The following is a 16782-nucleotide window of genomic DNA, read 5'->3' as shown; positions in this document are numbered from 1 at the left end:
TCCAAACGGTAAATATATATAAACACAAAAAAACAAACTCCTGTAAATGCTTACAGGAGTTTGCTACAAAATTATAAGACTTTCTTTCAAAAGCCCTTTTCATTCGAATTTTACGAAGCGCCTGCTTCTTCAAACTCAACCTCTTCTAACTCGCCTAAACGATGATACTCTGTTAAAACCGCATCTTGAATTTTAGAGCGTGTACCAGAATTAATTGGATGTGCAATGTCACGGAATTCTCCATCTGGAGTACGTTTACTTGGCATTGCTACAAATAATCCATTATTACCATCAATTACACGAATATCATGAACAACAAATTCATGGTCTAGAGTAATAGAGGCAATTGCTCTCATGCGGCCTTCTGTGTTTACGCGGCGTAATCTTACGTCAGTCACTTCCATCTTGTGTTCACCACCCTTTTCTAAATAAGCGATATATTTGTATAAATTCCACAAAATTTCTATTTTCCCTTTAATTTTTTAAAAATTTTTAAGATAAAAATTTTTATTGTAGTTGAATATAGAGATTAGTAGAGGTTATCGCTTACAAAGTGTTACTTAACTAGGGCGATTACTTCGATTTCAACAGAAACATCTTTCGGTAATTTTGCTACCTGTACACAAGAACGCGCTGGTTTATGAGTAGAGAAATAAGAACCATATACTTCATTAACCGCATTAAAATCATCCATATCCTTTAAGAATACTGTTGTTTTTACCACTGTATCAAATGAAGCACCAGCTTCTGCTAATACTGCTTGTAAATTTTCAAATACTTGCTCTGTTTGTACTGTTACATCCCCCGTTACAAGTTCTCCACTTGCTGTTAACGGGATTTGTCCCGAACTATAGAACATATTATTTACAATAATCCCTTGTGAATATGGTCCGATTGCTTGTGGTGCTTTGCTTGTTTGAACAACTTTCATACTTTTCACCCTTTTATTATTTATTTTTACTCTTTAAAAATAGTGTACGAAAAGCAGTTTGTCCACCTATTTTATAATTTATAAATAGAATAAAAAAAGATAAAGCTATCTGCTTTACCCTTTTTACTCAGCCTCTACAATTCCTTCTTTAAATGGCGCAAGCGAATAATTCCCCTTCTCCACTTGAATCGCTTTTTCTTTCACATCAACTTCTGACAGACGAATTAATGATACAAAGTTATTAATAAGTCTTTCTTCGATATCCGTAGATTCTACTAATACACCAATTCCAACAACGTTAGCTTTAAACTCTTCTAGCATGCTCATCATACCTTGAATGGTTCCGCCAGCTTTCATGAAATCATCAATAATTAAAACATTAGATCCTTCTGGAAGGCTACGCTTTGCTAAAGTCATCGTTTGGATTCGCTTAGAGGAACCCGATACATAGTTAATACTAACAGTGGGTCCTTCTGTTACCTTATTATCTTTTCTCGCAATTACCACCGGTACATCTAAGTAATTCGCCACTGCATAAGCAAGTGGAATTCCTTTTGTCGCTACGGTCATAACCGCATCAATTGGTTGTCTAGCAAAAACGGAAGCAAATAAACGACCCGCACCATTAATCTGGCGAGGATTACTTAAAAGATCCGTCATATATAAGTAACCGCCAGGCAAAATACGATCTGGATTTTCAAATAAGCTACAAAGCTCATTAATAATCAGATTTGCCTCTTCTTCACTTATATAGGGAATATATTTCACTCCTCCTGCTGCTCCTGGTATCGTTTGCAATGTGCCGACCCCTTGTTGTTCAAACGTTTGCTTAATAATAACTAAATCTTCACTAATGGATGATTTAGCCGATTGATACCTTTCAGCAAAAAAAGTGAGAGAAACTAGCTGACGAGGATTTTGTAGCAAGTAATAAGTCATATCGACCAATCTTGTACTTCGTCTAATTTTCATACTCTCACCTCAAATCACGAATATTCTAAACAAATCATAACGTATTATACGTCTTTATTCAAGCGTTTCTCGCTCTCCTAATAAACGTACTGCATATACTTGTTCGCAAAATCCCTTTAATCCGTTATATATACGATGCATTCGCGAATCATGGTGTACAAGACCAAATACAGTTGGGCCACTTCCACTCATTAATACAGCATCCGCACCGAATCGTTTCATCTGTGCCTTAATACGCGCAACTTCAGGATGCATCGCAAATGTCACATCTTCTAAAACGTTACCAACAGTATCACAAATTCCTTTATAGTCCCCGCCATTAATGACTTCAACCATTTTATCTACATTTGGATGTGTAACACAATTCAATTTTAAATTTCCATATACGTCTGCAGTCGATACACCAATGTGAGGCTTTGCTAAAATAACCCAACAAGAAGGTGGAGTCTTTATGTGTTCAATTTTTTCTCCTCTTCCAGTGGCGATCGCAGTTCCGCCGTATACACAAAACGATACATCTGACCCAATTTCTGCGCCAAGCTCTGCTAACTCATCGATTGTAATTCCTAAATTCCATAACTTATTAAGGCCACGTAATGTCGCTGCTGCATCACTACTTCCACCTGCTAATCCAGCGGCTACTGGAATCGTTTTTTCAATAGTAATAGATACACCTTTTTTTACATTAAACTTCTCTTTTAATAATTTCGCTGCTTGATAAGCTAAGTTGCGTTGGTCGTCTGGGACATACCGATTATGGGACAAAATTTCAATACGGTCTTCTGCTAATTCCGTTAGCTCTAAACGATCTGCTAAATCAATTGTTGTCATAATCATTTTCACTTCATGATATCCGTCTTGTCTTTTTCCCAGTACATCTAACGACAGATTAATCTTTGCTGGCGCTTTCACTAGTAGCTTCAATCTATTCACCCACTCTATGTACTCAATCTTTTATCGTTTATTTTACCATAAATTTATAGTAAGACGATGACACTTCCCTAATTATAACGAAAAGCATTCAGAATGAAACTACTTATATCAAATGATGGCACCTTTTAGCGTGCAAAAAGCCGAGGAATCTCTCCTCGGCTACCGTAGCATAGAAAGTATCTTACAACTACTGGTTTCGTTTCATTAATTGCTGTTCCGCAATTTCTATAGCACGTTTCACCATATTACCAGCATCTTTCGCACGAATTCCGCCCCATCCTTCTTTCTGAACAACATCATAAAAGCCAAGCTCTTTTGCAAGCTCTTCTTTAAATTGATTTGACATGACTCCTCTTCGTCTACTCAATGCAGAGTCCCTCCTTATTTTGCTACGGTATAATTAGTATGCAAAATAATATAGATTTTCATTTGTGGGAATATATGTAACAACTAACATGTTAATTATAAAATGCTTCATTATGAGGTTCATCGTAAAATGTTAACTCTACTGTCTCTGTTAAAACATCTGCATAACTATAAGATACACGTTGCAATGCATCTTCTTGTTGGTCTAACTGTACAACAAACACAGAACGATATGTTTCTGCAAGCACACCCGATTGCTCTACAGTTTTTCTTCTTCCACTATTCGCCTTTAACATAAGTCGCTGTCCAAGATGGTGATCTAATTCGTTTTTAATATCATCTAAACGTTTTGACATATCCCTTGCTACACCTCGCTGTAATTTAGATTGAACACTTAAAACACGACATATCTATCCCAATTATTAACCGCAATTTACAGACAATATCATTATAAAAACATCATGCGTTTGAATAGATAGAAGAAATACTATATTGTACAAGTATCATTGTATAGTCTGCACGTTCTTGAAACTTTTTATCCAAACTCATTTACATCATTTCCACATAAAAAAGCAAGATACGTATGTACCTTGCTCATTCATCATAATGTTGAAAGGGTAATCCAGTTCGTAAAATCCCTCTCGTTTCAATTCCGCCTAGTCCTTTTTCACCAGTAATTGTATTACGCACAACATCCCATACATTGACTCTTTCCATAAATGAAGTGAAACTAACTTTGCCAACTACATATACAGGATCTAGAGCATGAATATTAATTCTAGATGGCGAACTAGCAAAATTAGCACCTGCTCGAATCAGCGCCTCAAAGTGTGATTGACAAGCTCCAGCAAAAATAACGAGTTGATCTAATGATGGATATTTTTTTCGCACTTCTCGAACAGCCTGTACAAAATGTCTAGAATGTCTATATGCTGCTAAATCTCCCATGACTCCTTTTGACTTTGTATATGCATCATGTCCTGTAATAACTAGAATATCTGGACGAAAATGATCGATTAAGTCTACTACCTTTTCATGCATCTCCGTTTCCTTACAATGAATGCCTTGTACAGGAACGCCTATTTTATTATATAAATCTAAACACTTGCGCAAATACAAAGGATCTCCATCTATATGCAATACACGCCCTGGCATTTGAAAATAATTCACTTCACTTGTATATCCACCTGTTGAAGTGTGTTCATGTCTTTGTTTCATTAATACATAATCTTGTTGAAATAAACGGTACGTACGCTCCATTGTTTCTTTTTCACGCTTCACTCTTTTTTTATGTTCTCGTTGATCTATACTAATTAAATCTGCAAGCGGCGCATCCGCCACAAGTCTAATTTCTTCCCCAAACAATATCGCGATCTCGCCTTTTATTTCTATAATACGAAAAAGAATATCCCTATTATGAGAATATCGTTCCACTAATTCTCCAACATGTAAAGCCATTCTCCTACCTCCAAACTCGTTAGGCCATCTTACCTGCTTTTAAAGTATGAATTTAGGAAAGGAAAGGTGACAAAAGGGACAGCTCAAGTTGAACTGTCCCTTTCATATTCTTATGATAATTTATGAAGAACTAATGCATTACTTAATGTTGCAAATTCTTCGATAGATAGCGTTTCGCCTCTTCGCTTCGGATCAATTCCTACTTCTGTTAAAATTCGGTCTAACAACTCTTTATCTTTCGGGAAGCCATTTAAATTATTTGATAAATTATTCATTAACGTTTTACGACGCTGTGCGAAACTCGCTCGTACTACTTCAAAGAAGAATGTTTCATCTTTCACTTCTACAACTGGTTTAGGACGCTTTAGAAGACGGATAATCGCAGAATCAACATTTGGTTGTGGTACAAACACTGTACGCGGTACAGTCATAACTGTTTCTACCTCTGTATAATACTGAATGGCAATTGATAAAGAACCATACTCTTTCGTTCCAGGTTTAGCAGCTAAACGATCTCCAACTTCTTTTTGCATCATAACAACAAACCCACGAACCGGTAATTTCTCTTCAAGCAATTTAAATAAAATTGGCGTTGTAATATAGTATGGTAAGTTAGCTACTACCATTACATCTTGTCCTTCTTCGAATTGCTCACTAAACACTTCATGTACATCTGCTTTTAGTACATCTTTATTTATAACTGTAACGTTGCTATATGGAGCTAACGTCTCATCTAAAATCGGTAATAATCTCTGATCAATTTCAAAAGCCACTACTTTTTTAGCACGCTTCGCTAATTGTTCTGTTAACGCACCGATACCTGGTCCAATTTCAATTGCACCACTTTCCGAACCAATTTCCGCGTGATCAACGATACGATTTAATACATTCGTATCAATTAAAAAATTTTGTCCTAAGCTTTTTTTGAATGAAAATCCATACTTTTCAACAATGTCTTTTGTACGATTTGGCGTTGCGATATCCTTCATTTTCTTTCCTCCTGTATGACTTGTTTATAAGCTTCTGCAAACGATTCTTTTGAAACTTGAAACATTTGTAAACGTTTATGTAACTGTTTTGCGTTTGTATAACCAATCTTTAATAGCTTACCCATTCTTTCTCTGCGACTCTTTGCCATTTCTCCGCCCACTAAGCCTGCATCGACTAGATCGCTCCAACTAATTTCACTTGTATAAGCTTCCATTTCTTCATGTATATTCTCTAAAGCACGGCGAATTGACTCATTAGAAGCATGCTCAATTCCGACACCTTTTTTCCTTTTAGCAAGTGCTTCTTCCTTCGGTAAAAAAGCATGTTTACATCCAGGAACCTTATCAGAAATAATTTTTCGAATACGCTCTCCAGGATAATCCGGATCTGTGAAAATAATAACGCCTCGTTTTTGCAGCGCTAATTTAACTTGCTCAATAACATGATCACCGATTGCTGAACCGTTCGTTTCGATTGTATCCGCATCAACAGCACGTTTAATCGCAACTGTATCATCTTTACCTTCTACAACGATAATCTCTTTAATTTTCATGCTTGCCTCCACACTCGTTTCGTCTCTACTTAGTAAAACAAAAAAATGACGACTTTTCCATTATTATTTTCCTAATCGTACATTTTAAAAAGTAGAAGAGAAAAATCTTTGTTCACTATTCTTATTGTAACACTTCTATCTCCATCCTAATTTATCCGCAATATTTCTACACTTATGTTATAAGTAAATAATGGACTCTTAGCATTTCTACTGTCTCTCTTCTAAAAAATAAAAAAAGAATGGGACTCCCCCACTCTTTTTATTCGACACCAAATAAAGCTTTTGCATTCTTTGTTGTTATTTGTGCTACCTCGTCATAAGAAATTCCTTTTAAATTCGCAATTTCTTCTGCTACTAGTTTTACATAACTAGGTTCATTTCGTTTCCCTCGAAATGGATGTGGTGTTAAATATGGACAATCTGTCTCTATCAATAATTTTTCTAATGGAATCTCCATAGCAACTTCTTTCGGTTTCTTCGCATTTTTAAATGTAACAGGCCCACCTAATGAAATTAAAAAGTTCATATCGACACATCGCTGTGCTACTTCTACACTACCGCTAAAACAATGCATAATGCCTCCCACTTCAGCTGCATTCTCTTCCTCCAGAATATCAACAATATCTTGCGTTGCATCGCGGTTATGTATAATAATCGGCAAATTCACCTTTTTGGCTAATGCAATTTGTTTACGGAATACTTCCTTCTGTATTTCTTTTGGAGACTTATCCCAGTGATAATCTAGGCCCATTTCTCCAAGTGCAACTACTTTAGGATGAGAAGCAAGTTCTTCTAACCAAGCTAAATGTTCTTCTGTCATGTCGATTGCATCAACGGGATGCCATCCAACCGCAGCGTAAATAAAATCATAGGCTTCAGCTAGTTCAATCGCTTTTTTTATTGTTACTTCATCGAATCCAACAACAACTGTATATGTAACTCCCGCTTCTTTCATCCTTGCAATAACTTCTTGTAAATCTTCTTCAAACTGCTCTGCATTTAAATGTGAATGTGTATCAAACAACATAATACATAACTCCTTTTATATTGAAATCAATTCTATCCTAGAAAAAAATTAAGCCTTTTCTAACTTAACGATAACAATACTACAATTTTAATGCAAAAAAAGGGAATTTAAAAAGAAAAAAGATGCTTCACACATGTTACACGTGAAACATCTCTTTTCTTGTCTCAATTACTTGATTTTTGTACCATTCGGTAAATTTTGGTCGATTGTTGCTAATGACAATACGCCATTTTCTTCACCTGCTAAAATCATACCTTGTGATAATTCACCACGTAATTTTACAGGTTTTAAGTTTGTTACACAAATTACCTTTTTGCCTTTTAGATCTTCTGGTGAGTAGAATTTTGCAATTCCCGAAACAACTTGACGCTTTTCTGTTCCTAAATCAAGCTGAATTTTTAACAACTTATCTGCCTTTTTCACAGGTTCAGCCGATATTACTTCAGCTACTCGTAATTCTACTTTAAAGAAATCATCAATTGTAATTTCTTCTGCCTTCGGTTCTTCTTCTTTTTTCTCTTCTACTTTAGGAGCAGAGGCTTGCATTTTTTCTTTAATATACTCTACTTCTACTTCCATTTCCAAACGAGGGAAAATTGGGTTTCCTTTTTCTACTTTTGTTCCAGCTGGAATACAACCAATTGTAGATAGGCTTTCCCAAGATTTATGTGCCTCTTCAGTAAGTCCAAGTTGAGCAAACATCTTACTTGGTGCTACTGTTAGGAATGGCATAAGCATAATACCTGTTTGACGAAGTATCTCTGCTAAGTGCGCCATTACAGACGCAAGTTTTTCACGATCATTCTCATCCTTCGCTAATACCCACGGCTGTGTTTCATCAATATATTTATTCGTACGGCTAACTAACTGCCAAATAGAACTTAGTGCTACAGAGAACTCCATATTCTCCATTGCCTCTTCTACTTTTTTCAATGTATCCTTCGCAAATGTAACTAGCGTTTCATCGAACTCAGTTACATTCGCTTTAAATGCAGGGATTTCCCCGTTAAAGTATTTATCAATCATAGCTACTGTACGATTTAATAAGTTTCCTAAGTCATTCGCTAAATCAAAGTTAATTCGTTCAACAAATCCCTCTGGTGTGAATACGCCATCGGATCCAAATGGAACTTCGCGAAGTAAGTAGTAACGTAATGCATCTAATCCGTAACGATCAATTAGTGTAACTGGATCTACTACGTTTCCTTTTGACTTACTCATTTTTCCATCCTTCATTAAAATCCAGCCATGAGCAAAGACTTTCTTCGGAAGTGGTAAATCTAACGCCATTAAAATAATTGGCCAATAAATTGTATGGAAACGAACGATTTCTTTTCCAACTAAATGAACATCTGCTGGCCAGAATTTTTTATATTTCTCTTCATTTTCTGTTCCATATCCTAATGCAGTAATGTAATTAGACAAAGCATCTACCCATACATAAATAACGTGTTTTGGGTTCCCTGGAACACGAACTCCCCAGTCAAATGAAGTACGAGAAACAGCTAAATCTTCTAATCCTGGCTTAATAAAATTATTAATCATTTCATTTTTACGAGACTCTGGTTGAATGAAATGAGGGTTCTCTTCATAGAACTTTAATAGTCGGTCTACATATTTACCCATTCTAAAGAAATAAGACTCTTCGCGAACAAGCTCTACATCATGGCCACTATCTGGGCTTTTTCCACCAACTACTTTGTCGCCTTCCATAATTGGATCTACTAATTGATGCGCTGTATAGAATGTTTCATCTTGTACAGAATACCAACCTTCATATTCATCAAGATAAATATCACCTTGATCTATTAGCTGCTTGAAGATTTTCTCAACGACATCTTTATGACGATCTTCAGTTGTACGAATAAAATCGTCATAAGAGATATCCATCTTCTCCCAAAGTTCTTTAATCCCTGATACAATGTTGTCCACATATGCTTGTGGTGTAACATTTAGTTCTTCTGCTTTCTTTTGGATCTTCTGTCCATGCTCGTCAGTTCCTGTTAAATAATGAACATTGTATCCTTGCATACGCTTATATCGTGCCATTGCATCTCCTGCTACTGTCGTATAAGCATGTCCAATGTGTAACTTTCCACTTGGATAATAAATTGGGGTAGTAATATAAAAGGACTTATTTTCCTCTGTCATTGTTTTGGACCTCCCGGATGACCTCATATGTATTTATAAACAGTATATCAAAAACTCACATATAAAAACGAGTTAATGCTCGATATCTTTATCATCTATTACTCATATTTTTAAAAATTATACAACCCTTCCCTTAAATATATATATTTTTCAGAAAATAAAATGAAATAATTATAGTAATTACCCACATTCTATTATATATAAGAAGTAAGAAATCTATAAATCTTTTTAAAAAATATAGAATTTAAGAATTGACGGAAATGTAAATGATTGGTATCATATGTCCATAGGGTATTTTGTCGAAAAATGACGAATCAAAAAATAGACTCGTAACTTATAAACTATTTATTTAGGAGGAAAAGAATTATGAAATCTACTGGTATCGTTCGTAAAGTTGATGAATTAGGTCGTGTGGTAATTCCAATCGAATTACGCCGTACTTTAGGTATTGCAGAAAAGGATGCTCTTGAAATCTACGTTGATGACGAGAAAATCATCTTAAAAAAATATAAACCAAACATGACTTGCCAAGTAACTGGCGAAGTATCTGATGGTAACCTATCTTTAGCTGAAGGTAAAATTATCTTAAGCAAAGAAGGCGCTGAGCAAGTTTTAAACGAACTTCAAGATTATATCGAAACAGCAAAATAAGCTTCTCAATTATGAGAAGCTTATTTTTTATCGACATGATAGATTTGATATACATCCCTTTTCGACAAATCTCGATCTTTAGCGACTGTTTTAATCGCTTCTTTTGAATTCATGCCTTTTTCATTTATATAATGTTCAATATGATCATATACTGAAACAGATTCCCACCATTGTTCTTCCGGAGCAGGTTCTTCCGTTGAACCAGCTACTAAAATACAAAACTCACCACGGACTTCATTTTGCTTCGTCCACTCAATCGCTTCCTCAATTGTTCCACGAATAAATTCTTCAAATTTTTTCGTTAGCTCGCGACATAATACGATTTCCCTATTCCCTAAAACTTCTTGCATTGAGATTAAAGTATCATCTAGACGATGAGGTGCTTCATAAAACATCATTGTAGTTTGTACGTAACGAATCTTCTCTAATTCCATTCTTCTTTCCTTTTTATTTCTTTGCAAAAATCCATAGAAATAAAACTGCTTTGTTTCAAGTCCTGATGCAATTAATGCTGTAAGAGCCGCATTTGCTCCAGGAAGCGGAATAACATGATATTGTTCCGCTACAGCTTCTACAACAATATCGTAACCAGGGTCAGAAATACACGGCATACCCGCATCGCTCACAATGGCTACAGTCTTACCATCTTCTAACTTACCCAAAATTTTTCGTCCACTTACTTCTTTGTTATGCTCGTGATAACTCATAACTGGTGTTTCAATTTCAAAATAATTACAAAGCTTCTTCGTTTGTCTTGTATCTTCAGCAGCAATAATATCTGCCTCTTTTAAAATTCGGATTGCACGAAATGTCATATCCTCTAAATTTCCGATTGGAGTTGGTACTAAATATAAAACTCCCTTTTCATTTTGCTGAAAGCTTTTTTGCTGCCACATAGCGTTCTCCTTTTTGCATGTATTCTTCTTTTTGTTTCCTCGTTAACTGCTTAAAATGATATTCAGCTTGCATAGCCGTTCGTTTATCCTCATGATCCTCTACATATTTTAAAACAACCGGAAGTCTAGCACGTGTATATCTAGCACCTTTTCCATTATTATGAGTCTGAATCCGCTTTTCTATATGATTTGTATATCCAGCATAATAACTTCCATCAGAACACTCCACCACATAAAAACAATGCTTATTCGTCTCCATATAAAATTGAACGAATCTCCTCTGTATATTCGTTATTCTCTTCATATACAAAAAGAGGTGGCAAAATTTTTAAATCTGCATTTCCATCCTTAATTCCTTCAATTAACAATGTATTCGCTTCTTTACCAGCCTTAGGATAAACAAATCGCACACGTTTCGGTTCAATTTTGTATTTACGCATCAATGTAACGATATCGAGAAAACGACCTGGACGATGTACAAATGCAACTTTCCCACCCTGTTTTACCAACTGGCTACTTGCATATACAACATCTTCTAATGTACACATAATTTCGTGACGAGCTATCGCTAAATGTTCATTCATGTTTTTCTCAGAAGTTTGCGGTGTTTGAAAATAAGGAGGATTACACGTTACAACATCATATTGATGGCGCCCAAGTTTCTCCGGCATATCTTTCAAATCTCCATGGATTAAATGAATTCTTTCTTCTAAATTATTGTATTGAACGCTTCTTATTCCCATATCATATAAGCGCTCTTGAATCTCTACACCTGTAATTGTCCCTTTTGTCCTTGTACTCAATAAAAGAGGTACAACCGCATTCCCCGTACACAAATCAAGTAAATTACCTTTTTGAATTGGTACCCAAGCAAAATCTGCAAGTAACACAGCATCTAAAGAGAAATTAAATACTGATGGGCTTTGTACAATCTTCATATCTTGTGCTAATAAGTAATCTAAACGCTCATCTTCATATAAATTCATATATTGCTCCCTTTCTTACACTTAACCTACCCTATTTCATCCTCTATTAATGTAAAAATAAATTTCATTCTACTCTCATGTATAAAAAATTACCTTTCCAATTATATTGGAAAGGTAATCTCACTTTTTATTTAAAAATGACAGACAGAATAAACAATCTCCCTCTTTACGTACACTTCCATAATGTAGATTGCAAATATGAAAACCTTCCTGATACAGTCTCGCTAAGTTATCGTAGCCCTCACCGATATCTGTTTTTGGCTTCATTTCTTTGCGTTTTTGAGTTTTTTGTTTTTCCTTATTCTGCACTTCTTCAAAACGATGTCGCAAATTTTCATTTTCCATTTTTATATGTTGGTTTTCTTCCAATAATTCTGCAAGATGTTGTTTTAATTCTCCCAACTGTTTGTATAAATATCCAATTTGCTCTTCCATACTAGAAACCGATGCAAAAATATCCTTTTTCTCCACAAGCACCCACCTCATTAATCTGTGGTTTGACTCGAAACGACCCCTTTATTAATTAATTCATCTAACGTATATTCTACTATCCGTTCCTTGTCTACTAGTTCCACTTGAATTAATCTTTCTAAAATATTTAATCCGATAACACGGCCAGTACCATGCGGGGTTTGTATACGTTGATCTAAATCAGGAAGTTGTTCCTTTGCTGCCTCATATTCATCATTCTCATATTTTAAGCAACACATTAAGCGACCACATAAACCAGAGATTTTTGCAGGATTTAATGATAAATTTTGATCCTTTGCCATTTTAATGGATACAGGTTCAAAATCTCCTAAAAAAGTAGAACAACAAAGCATACGACCACATGGACCAATACCACCAAGCATTTTTGCTTCGTCACGAACACCGATCTGTCTCAGCTCAATTCTTGTCCTAAAAATTGCCGCTAAGTCTTTCACTAGTTCCCGGAAATCAATCCGACCATCCGCAGTAAAGTAAAAAATAATCTTATTACGATCGAACGTATACTCTACATCTACAAGCTTCATATCAAGATTATGTTCTCCTACCTTTTGTTGACAAACTTGATATGCTTCTTTCGCAGCATGCCTATTCTCTTCAACAAGGGTACGATCATTTTCATTTGCAATACGAATAACCTTTTTAAGCGGTAATACAACGTCGTTTTCATCAACTTGCTTTTTGGTAATAACTACTTTTCCGTATTCAATACCTCTTACCGTTTCTACAATTACGAACTCATTTTCTGAGATATCGAACTGATTTGGATCAAAGTAATATACCTTCCCGGCCTTCTTAAAGCGAACACCTACTACATCATACAAAACGGTCATCCCTCCTGCAACCGCAACACTAACTGTTCGAACACAAGCTGCGCATTTACATTAGCGTTGATTCTATTTTTTGCCTCTAATATATGAAAGAGAGCTGATACAATGCGCTTCTGAGCATAAGAAAAGGATTCAAACATCTCTTTCTGCTCATGAAAAACAAGACGATCTTCTTCTCCAAGTTGAACATATAATAAATCCTTATAAATAAGGAGCAACATATCTAAGCCTTGCTGTAATTGTTCTTTCTCTCCAAAGTGCTTCCCCCATTTTTCTTGTACAAAAAAAATAGAGGCCTTATCTTTTTCGAGCGCTTCACATAATTTTATCACTAAAGCTCTCGCTTGTGCAAACCATTCATCATTACACATTAATAAAGCTTCTTCAAAACTATTTGTAAGCTGTGCAGCCAGTGTAGATAAAGAAACTGTAATACCTTCTTCCTCTAATCTCTTAATTAAGGATTCTGTAGGTAACGGCCTAAATGTAACAACTTGACAACGAGATAAGATTGTATTTAAAATCTGATGACTTTGTTCAGTAAGTAAAATGGCTGTTGTATCACTACTTGGTTCTTCTAAAAACTTTAAGAGTGTATTCGCTGCATTTGCTGTCATACGATCTGCATGCTCAATAATATATACTTTTTTATTTGCTTCTAATCCTGTTTTTGAAAACTCTTCTTGTAAATCTTGGATTTGCTGTTTTTTAATAGATAATCCATCGGGTTTTACAATATGTAAGTTTGGGTGGTTACCTGAATCAATTCGGCGACAATTCGTACATACATGACAAGGCTCTACACCATTTCTTTGTAAGCAGAGAAAACTTTTTGCCATTTGAATTGCTGTTGCGAACTTCCCAGTCCCTTTCCCCCCCTCTAACAAGTAAGCGTGGGATATACGCTCTTTTGCAATGCTATTCATCAACATTTTGACACCGATGGGCTGTATAGCAGAAAGCTGCTCCCACGTCTTTATCATAATGCATACCTCACTTATTTCATTCTTTCCTTCTATTATAACAATTTATCTTCTACAATCTGAATAACTTCTTCTATAAGTTTTTCCATTGGTTGATCAGCATCTACTACTACAATACGATCAGAGAAGCGCTCTACAACTTGTAAATACCCTTCACGCACGCGTTTATGGAAAGCGATGTCTTCCATATCTAGTCGATTTACTTCGCGTCCTGCATCCTTTTCAATTCGTGCTAATCCAACCTCTGGCTCAATGTCTAAATAAATTGTTAAACTAGGCATACAATCTTCCGTTGCAAAACGATTAATTTCAAATACTTTATCCATACCTAAGCCTCTTGCATATCCTTGATACGCTAAAGAGCTATCTATAAAACGATCACATAGTACAAGATAGTTTTCCTCAAGTGCTGGCATAACTTTTTCCACTAAATGTTGTCTACGTGCAGCAGCATACAGAAGCGCCTCTGTACGTGCTTCCATCATCGTATATTCTTGTTTATGTAAAATTGTTCTAATATCTTCAGAAATTGCAATACCACCCGGTTCCCTGGTCGCCATTACCTTTTGTTCCTTTTGCTCAAAATATGGTAATAAACTTTTAATTAATGTTGTTTTACCCGAACCTTCTGGCCCTTCGATTGTTACAAATAATCCCTTCATCCTAAAACCTACTTTCTATATCATACACGCTCATATATTTCGTACTACCTTGAAAACGAGCCCCTGTTTTCTCTAAATGAGTAATTTGCTTTGTATGTTCTTGAGTAATTCTCTCTCCATACATGATCAATGGAATTCCAGGTGGATACGGAATCACCATTTCTGCAGCTATCATACCAACGGCTTCTTCTATAGATACTAACTTCGTTTCGTATCCCTCTAATTGTTTATACGTATACGGTAAAGGGGAAATCTCCCCTTTATAAGTATAACGAATTGATGCTGTCTTGTCTTTTACCTTATATTGCTGCAAAGCTACTCGAATTATCTCTATAGCTTTCATATACCCCTCATTTACTTGTAACGGTAATATAAATAGGACGTTATGTGGATCTGCCATTTCCGTATATATACCGACCTTTTCAAATACAGACTGTAATTCATACCCCGATAACTGACAGCGAGTTTGCACCGTAACCTTTAATTCATCTTGCAACGGATATTGTAAAATAGCTATTTGTGGGATTGATCGCAATTCTTCTTTAAATCGGCGTAAAAACTCAACAATATCATCATGACCTTTTTCCTTTATAACCGCTATTGCAAAACGGGCTATATCAAGGGATGCCATAATTGGATACGATGGGCTACTAGATTGTAGCATACTTAAATAGGAAGACACTTTTTCTTTACTCACCAAACGGCTATTTATATGTAAATAAGATCCCATTGTCATTGCAGGTAATGTTTTATGTGCGGAATGAACCACAATATCCGCACCATAAGCTAATGCTGACTTTGGGAATGGATCCCCTATACAAAAATGTGCCCCATGTGCTTCATCTACTAGAACAGGAATTTTATGTTCATGTGCGTAAGCAATACTTGCCTCTAAATCAATCCCCATACCATAGTAATTAGGATGTGTTAAAATAAGTGCTTTAGCATTCGGATACTTTGTAATTGCCTCCTTGATAGCTTCATCATGAACACCTACTGGTACGTTATGTACTTCATCAATCCATGGATTTAAAAAGACCGGATTAGCCCCTGCTAATTTCAAAGCATTAATAATTGATTTATGACAATTTCTTTGCACGAGGACAATATCATGTTCGCCGCAGCAAGACAAAATCATCGCTAAATTTCCAACTGTTGAACCATTAATTAAAAAATAACTTTTTTGCACACCATATACTTCAGCTAATAATCGCTGTGCTTCATCTATACATTCAAACGGACTATGTAAATCATCTAATCCTGTTAACTCCGTTACATCTATCGATAATATGTCCTTAAACCCTCCTGTAGCTTCCTGAGGGAAGTTTACACCATTCTTATGACCTGGAACATGAAAGGACAGTGGTTCTCTTTCTTTAAACTCTATTAACGCCTCATATAAAGGCATACGCTTTTGATTCATATCTATCTCTTCCTTACTATTCATTCTGTATCTATTATACAGATATTAAGACAAAAAAAATAATAGGCAGATGCCTATTTATAAATATGATACCTCTAACTTTCGAAGTTGTTTTAAATAATGTATATATTTTGGATCATCTGTCTCAGTATTCACCATATCTTTTTCACATTCATGACATATCAAATTATTATAAACATATATACCTTCTTCTCTTTCTGTCTCACAAACAATGCAAATTTCACTTTGTAATTTCATAACCTTCCCTCCCTGTATTTAAATAAACATATTTGATACCTCTATTTCTTAACAATTTACAGAAAAATATACATCCATCTCTTATATAATATGATTTACTCTTGGGCAACGTGTTTGTATTATCATTACTTCTTTTATGCACTGTTTAACAATACAAAAAAACACAAGTCAAAAGACTTGTGTTTTTAGTTGCTTGGCGACGTCCTACTCTCACAGGGACAAG

The 16782-nt window shown here is 35.4% G+C and carries 21 protein-coding genes; 1 reads left to right on the top strand and 20 read right to left on the bottom strand.

Annotated elements, in window-relative coordinates:
• Positions 1-110: 110 nt before the first annotated feature.
• From spoVG to metG, 11 genes are all read right to left on the bottom strand, one after another.
• Positions 111-404: a septation regulator SpoVG gene (gene spoVG, locus BAU23_RS17255; protein WP_000454041.1), complete on the bottom strand. Its 294-nt coding sequence runs from the start codon at positions 402-404 to the stop codon at positions 111-113.
• A 152-nt stretch (positions 405-556) separates the two neighbouring features.
• Positions 557-931 (bottom strand): RidA family protein, encoded by a 375-nt coding sequence (locus tag BAU23_RS17250; protein ID WP_000869819.1) that lies wholly within the window; start codon positions 929-931, stop codon positions 557-559.
• Between the two features lie 123 nt (positions 932-1054).
• Positions 1055-1903 (bottom strand): pur operon repressor, encoded by an 849-nt coding sequence (purR, locus tag BAU23_RS17245; protein WP_000702477.1) that lies wholly within the window; start codon positions 1901-1903, stop codon positions 1055-1057.
• 54 nt (positions 1904-1957) lie between these two features.
• The gene (gene ispE, locus BAU23_RS17240) at positions 1958-2827 is read right to left on the bottom strand and encodes a 4-(cytidine 5'-diphospho)-2-C-methyl-D-erythritol kinase (protein ID WP_000772102.1); all 870 of its coding nucleotides are present in this window, start codon (positions 2825-2827) and stop codon (positions 1958-1960) included.
• Between the two features lie 196 nt (positions 2828-3023).
• Positions 3024-3203: an acid-soluble spore protein SspF gene (sspF, locus tag BAU23_RS17235; RefSeq protein ID WP_002094215.1), complete on the bottom strand. Its 180-nt coding sequence runs from the start codon at positions 3201-3203 to the stop codon at positions 3024-3026.
• Positions 3204-3294: 91 nt separating this feature from the next.
• Complete coding sequence (gene veg / locus BAU23_RS17230) at positions 3295-3558, bottom strand: biofilm formation stimulator Veg (protein ID WP_000044339.1); 264 nt, start codon at positions 3556-3558, stop codon at positions 3295-3297.
• 238 nt (positions 3559-3796) lie between these two features.
• A complete protein-coding gene (gene yabG / locus BAU23_RS17225; protein WP_001173735.1) occupies positions 3797-4660 on the bottom strand; it encodes a sporulation peptidase YabG in 864 nt (287 codons plus the stop codon).
• Positions 4661-4770: 110 nt separating this feature from the next.
• A complete protein-coding gene (rsmA, locus tag BAU23_RS17220; protein WP_000651554.1) occupies positions 4771-5649 on the bottom strand; it encodes a 16S rRNA (adenine(1518)-N(6)/adenine(1519)-N(6))-dimethyltransferase RsmA in 879 nt (292 codons plus the stop codon).
• On the bottom strand, positions 5646-6203 hold the full coding sequence (gene rnmV, locus BAU23_RS17215) for a ribonuclease M5 (RefSeq protein WP_000692830.1): 558 nt from the start codon (positions 6201-6203) through the stop codon (positions 5646-5648). Before rnmV ends, rsmA begins: the two co-directional genes overlap by 4 nt.
• Before the next feature lie 259 nt (positions 6204-6462).
• Complete coding sequence (locus BAU23_RS17210) at positions 6463-7230, bottom strand: TatD family hydrolase (protein WP_000895834.1); 768 nt, start codon at positions 7228-7230, stop codon at positions 6463-6465.
• 168 nt (positions 7231-7398) lie between these two features.
• Positions 7399-9381, bottom strand: coding sequence for a methionine--tRNA ligase (gene metG / locus BAU23_RS17205; protein WP_071734859.1), 1983 nt, complete (start codon positions 9379-9381; stop codon positions 7399-7401).
• A 366-nt stretch (positions 9382-9747) separates the two neighbouring features.
• Here metG and BAU23_RS17200 point away from each other — a divergent pair, with 366 nt between their 5' ends.
• On the top strand, positions 9748-10032 hold the full coding sequence (locus BAU23_RS17200) for an AbrB/MazE/SpoVT family DNA-binding domain-containing protein (RefSeq protein WP_000843037.1): 285 nt from the start codon (positions 9748-9750) through the stop codon (positions 10030-10032).
• Positions 10033-10052: 20 nt separating this feature from the next.
• Here the strand turns inward: BAU23_RS17200 and rsmI are convergent, their stop codons facing one another.
• From rsmI to BAU23_RS17155, 9 genes are all read right to left on the bottom strand, one after another.
• Positions 10053-10928: a 16S rRNA (cytidine(1402)-2'-O)-methyltransferase gene (rsmI, locus tag BAU23_RS17195; protein ID WP_000267803.1), complete on the bottom strand. Its 876-nt coding sequence runs from the start codon at positions 10926-10928 to the stop codon at positions 10053-10055.
• Complete coding sequence (locus BAU23_RS17190; protein WP_016131051.1) at positions 10897-11187, bottom strand: GIY-YIG nuclease family protein; 291 nt, start codon at positions 11185-11187, stop codon at positions 10897-10899. The genes rsmI and BAU23_RS17190 overlap by 32 nt, the downstream gene beginning before the upstream one ends.
• The gene (locus BAU23_RS17185) at positions 11174-11914 is read right to left on the bottom strand and encodes a tRNA1(Val) (adenine(37)-N6)-methyltransferase (RefSeq protein WP_001055373.1); all 741 of its coding nucleotides are present in this window, start codon (positions 11912-11914) and stop codon (positions 11174-11176) included. Before BAU23_RS17185 ends, BAU23_RS17190 begins: the two co-directional genes overlap by 14 nt.
• Positions 11915-12034: 120 nt before the next feature.
• Positions 12035-12385 (bottom strand): DNA replication initiation control protein YabA, encoded by a 351-nt coding sequence (gene yabA, locus BAU23_RS17180; protein WP_071734858.1) that lies wholly within the window; start codon positions 12383-12385, stop codon positions 12035-12037.
• Positions 12386-12399: 14 nt separating this feature from the next.
• Complete coding sequence (locus BAU23_RS17175; protein WP_000272430.1) at positions 12400-13227, bottom strand: PSP1 domain-containing protein; 828 nt, start codon at positions 13225-13227, stop codon at positions 12400-12402.
• A gap of 5 nt (positions 13228-13232) precedes the next feature.
• Positions 13233-14216, bottom strand: coding sequence for a DNA polymerase III subunit delta' (gene holB, locus BAU23_RS17170; protein WP_000598358.1), 984 nt, complete (start codon positions 14214-14216; stop codon positions 13233-13235).
• Between the two features lie 35 nt (positions 14217-14251).
• Positions 14252-14878, bottom strand: coding sequence for a dTMP kinase (tmk, locus tag BAU23_RS17165; protein ID WP_000677223.1), 627 nt, complete (start codon positions 14876-14878; stop codon positions 14252-14254).
• Between the two features lies 1 nt (position 14879).
• Positions 14880-16301 (bottom strand): aminotransferase class I/II-fold pyridoxal phosphate-dependent enzyme, encoded by a 1422-nt coding sequence (locus BAU23_RS17160; protein WP_001072285.1) that lies wholly within the window; start codon positions 16299-16301, stop codon positions 14880-14882.
• 78 nt (positions 16302-16379) lie between these two features.
• A complete protein-coding gene (locus BAU23_RS17155) occupies positions 16380-16559 on the bottom strand; it encodes a sigma factor G inhibitor Gin (RefSeq protein WP_000776273.1) in 180 nt (59 codons plus the stop codon).
• Positions 16560-16782: the final 223 nt, after the last annotated feature.

The sequence above is a fragment of the Bacillus nitratireducens genome, from assembly GCF_001884135.1.
Classification (GTDB): domain Bacteria; phylum Bacillota; class Bacilli; order Bacillales; family Bacillaceae_G; genus Bacillus_A; species Bacillus_A nitratireducens.
Note: the sequence above shows the minus strand (reverse complement) of the source record. Positions and strands in the feature narration are given on the sequence as shown.